This window comes from Parageobacillus caldoxylosilyticus NBRC 107762, assembly GCF_000632715.1.
Lineage (GTDB): Bacteria > Bacillota > Bacilli > Bacillales > Anoxybacillaceae > Saccharococcus > Saccharococcus caldoxylosilyticus.
The window spans coordinates 1-2996 of the sequence record NZ_BAWO01000109.1 but is presented as its reverse complement, the minus strand read 5'-3'; the positions used below and the strand labels follow the sequence as shown (position 1 = coordinate 2996).

Annotated in this window: 4 protein-coding genes and 1 pseudogene; all 5 read right to left on the bottom strand. The window is 33.0% G+C overall.

Annotation, left to right across the window (positions count from 1 at the left end; genetic code table 11):
• Positions 1 to 35: 35 nt before the first annotated feature.
• Positions 36 to 179, bottom strand: a pseudogene (locus GCA01S_RS21425) (RHS repeat-associated core domain-containing protein); the annotation flags it as partial.
• Positions 180 to 224: 45 nt separating this feature from the next.
• Complete coding sequence (locus GCA01S_RS18805) at positions 225 to 956, bottom strand: immunity 26/phosphotriesterase HocA family protein (protein ID WP_052510077.1); 732 nt, start codon at positions 954 to 956, stop codon at positions 225 to 227.
• Positions 957 to 1069: 113 nt separating this feature from the next.
• Complete coding sequence (locus tag GCA01S_RS18800) at positions 1070 to 1486, bottom strand: DUF4304 domain-containing protein (RefSeq protein WP_042412506.1); 417 nt, start codon at positions 1484 to 1486, stop codon at positions 1070 to 1072.
• 181 nt (positions 1487 to 1667) lie between these two features.
• Positions 1668 to 2096 (bottom strand): WapI family immunity protein, encoded by a 429-nt coding sequence (locus GCA01S_RS19080; RefSeq protein WP_052510076.1) that lies wholly within the window; start codon positions 2094 to 2096, stop codon positions 1668 to 1670.
• 295 nt (positions 2097 to 2391) lie between these two features.
• A complete protein-coding gene (locus GCA01S_RS18790) occupies positions 2392 to 2820 on the bottom strand; it encodes a YxiG family protein (protein WP_221198441.1) in 429 nt (142 codons plus the stop codon).
• Positions 2821 to 2996: the final 176 nt, after the last annotated feature.

The window sequence follows — 2996 nt, the reverse complement described above, 5'->3', positions numbered from 1 at the left end:
AACGTTGCATTGCCTTTTTTCATGGCAAGGAGTTACCCGTTTTCTCCGTATATATACGATCTTACCACATTTCCACTTGCGTCCGTTTCATACAGGACGTTTAAGCTGTCGCCTTAGTAATGGTAATTCATAATGACGCCATTCACATTCTTTTGGATACGCCCGCTGTCTTCACTGTACAATAAAAAGGTTATCCCTTAAATCACGGGATAACCTTAAAAAGGCTAAATACATTTTTGATTTTGTTTCTCGTAGTAAGAATTAATAAGCATTTCCACTATATTATTACTACCAATCAGACCAATTGGATTTTTTATTTTTTCCCCTTCCTCTTTAGAAATAGGCTCTAATTCTGCTATTGGTGTATTCGCATCCCCTCGACTCACAAAATATTCCTTGCCATTGTAAAACACAAAATCAGGTAACTCATATTTTGCAGGGTTGAATTTCCCTTTAGACAATTTCCCAATAATTTTCCATTCTTTATTAACGATTCCATATATTCCACTGTTAATAGTATATAGAACAGAAAGTTTTTCAAATTGATTACTAAAGTTTTTTATATCTAATATTTCATTAGTAAAGATATCGAAATATTGTATATAGATGTCATCCTTTAATCCTTTTCCTTTTACTACTAAACCATAAGCATATTTTTCAATTTCTTTAAGCGGGATTGCGAATACAATACCTGGTTCAATATTAGGCGTCTTTCTTTTCTTTTTCAATTTAAAATTTACATCGACGATTTCCATTTCCCCTAATTGTTCATTAATATTTGAATCAAGTTGTAAAGCCTTCAAAATTAATGCTTCTAATTCAGCTACCGTTGGCATTCTTTCTAAATCTTCTTGATAAATTTTTTTGATTTCTAAGAGCGTATCACTGAACAAATCGATTGCATCATCACTTAAAACAACTGTTTCCTTGTTCTTTATGCTTTCCCAAAATGACATTGTATCACCAACCATACCATCTTATTACTACTTTTTCTTGAGTCAATAGCTTATCTAAATTGTTATAAAAAAGACGACACTGCTATAAAGCAAGCAGGTCGCCTAGATTGGTTCTATCGTACTGTTTGCTTTTGCTTTATTTTTTCAAACCAATTTTCTGCAATATCCAAATATGGTAAAACATTCTTAGCTATTCGAATAAATTCTGCTTCCTCTAAATTTTCGTTTTCGTTATCGAATTTAAACCAATCCTTATCTCCATTTTTATTATTCATTATTCTAAAACGATTGTTTAAGTGAAAAGCGTTCATCTTTTGAAATGGTCGAACGATACCATCAACTACCACGTTTTCTTCCTCATTAACCCTTGCTACTCCAGCTTCTATTATAAATCCTCCTCCCCATTTATCAAATTGAAACGATAGCAAATAACCTAACTGACCTTCTTGCTTCCTAAAATGAGGAAAAGCCCCTTTAAATCCCCTGTTTCTTAATTCTGGGACTACTATTTTCTTTAAAGCACCGACCATTTTATCCTTATTAGATAATATAAAGATCCCCCCTTTACTTGTTAAATTTGAAATAATTTAATACAGTACGTGCCATTAAAGCAAAATAGGATTCAAGCTGGGTGTCTGAATTCTGTTTTGTCTACAACAGTCTGATACTCAAACCATCTTAACTGATTTTGAGTCTATATGACATAAGTAACTATGAGCAGTATTTAAAAATATCTAGATGGTGCCGCAGTTGGTCAAGCATATACGGTAATGTAGAAATGTGTATATGCAGACTGCTACTAAAAAAATCCTCGCTGTGTAAATCCTTAAACTGAACCTGAACAATTCCTCCTCCACTATTGTAGATTTGCACTACAACATTTAGTTCCTTAGATTCTGAATGAAAAACTGCTTTACCTTCTTGTTCTCTGTATATTTTCTTTAAACTTTCATAGAAATGAAAGATATCATGATTGTCAAAATGAAAGTGAACCGTTTCAGCTATAAAGCCACTACCTTTTAGCTTTACTTTTCCTGTAAAGTAGCATCCACCAAAAAACGGATCCCCTTCATTTTCAAAGTCCGTGATAATTAGCTCTAGGCTTCGATCTGCATATTCCTCACATCCAAATACTTTCATGCTTTGCATCCTTTCTACCAGCTATATTCGTTGCTTATATGGCTCATAGTGGAAATGACGTACCCGTTTGGTTCTCTTATTATATACAACTGTTAACTGATATTCTTTATACTTGTAATTTCCGGAACTCACATATTTCCTTGCTCATCCGTTAGGGCAACGACATCTCCATGTGTATTATAGTGGTAAAAGTACCTATATCTCCATTTTCGGGAAATTCTTTTATGCATTTTCAAAGGGCTGCCCTATATAGATGTGACAGCCCATTTTGCAATATTAATCAATCAAAAATTTTTTAACTTTGCACTTTAACTGGATAATCTACTAGAAACTCCTCTCCATTGATCACTATACTTTTAGCTTCAATAAATAATAGTGCCTCCCAAAACTCAAGTACAAAGTTAGCTGAAGAAAAGTATTCACCAACCCAAATTTCTTTTGACGAACTGATATGAATTTTACCTATACCATTCTTATAATAATCAATTGAAGTTAGCTCAATGTAATCTCCATCTTCTGGATCAACTGGGTTCAAGCGGGAATCTCCAGAGTTTTCTACGAAATAAAAAGAGGAAACACCTTTGAACACAATCTTATAATATTTCTCATTATCAACTACTTTCACATTTAGACTAATCGTATGAGATAAAATATCAATATGAAAACTTTTGACTACGGTAGCCCACATTTCATTTAATAAAGCAACTAATTTTTTTTGATTCATACTAATCACTCACCTAATCTCTCCTCTGTATTCGACACGTGACAGGCACTCTTGTCACAATCCTATGTTAAAACGAAACGGAGTAATAATCCTGTCCATAAATACAAACAGAACTCTTACTCCATTAACCCGAAACATTGTTCTATTTAGAACTTTTCTAAATCTAGCTTATAAAT

Bases quoted from the DNA above. Each gene is read 5' to 3' on its own strand.
- GCA01S_RS18805 (WP_052510077.1), bottom strand. From the start codon at position 956: ATGTCATTTTGGGAAAGCATAAAGAACAAGGAAACAGTTGTTTTAAGT.
- GCA01S_RS18800 (WP_042412506.1), bottom strand. From the start codon at position 1,486: ATGGTCGGTGCTTTAAAGAAAATAGTAGTCCCAGAATTAAGAAACAGG.
- GCA01S_RS18790 (WP_221198441.1), bottom strand. From the start codon at position 2,820: ATGAATCAAAAAAAATTAGTTGCTTTATTAAATGAAATGTGGGCTACC.
- GCA01S_RS19080 (WP_052510076.1), bottom strand. From the start codon at position 2,096: ATGAAAGTATTTGGATGTGAGGAATATGCAGATCGAAGCCTAGAGCTA.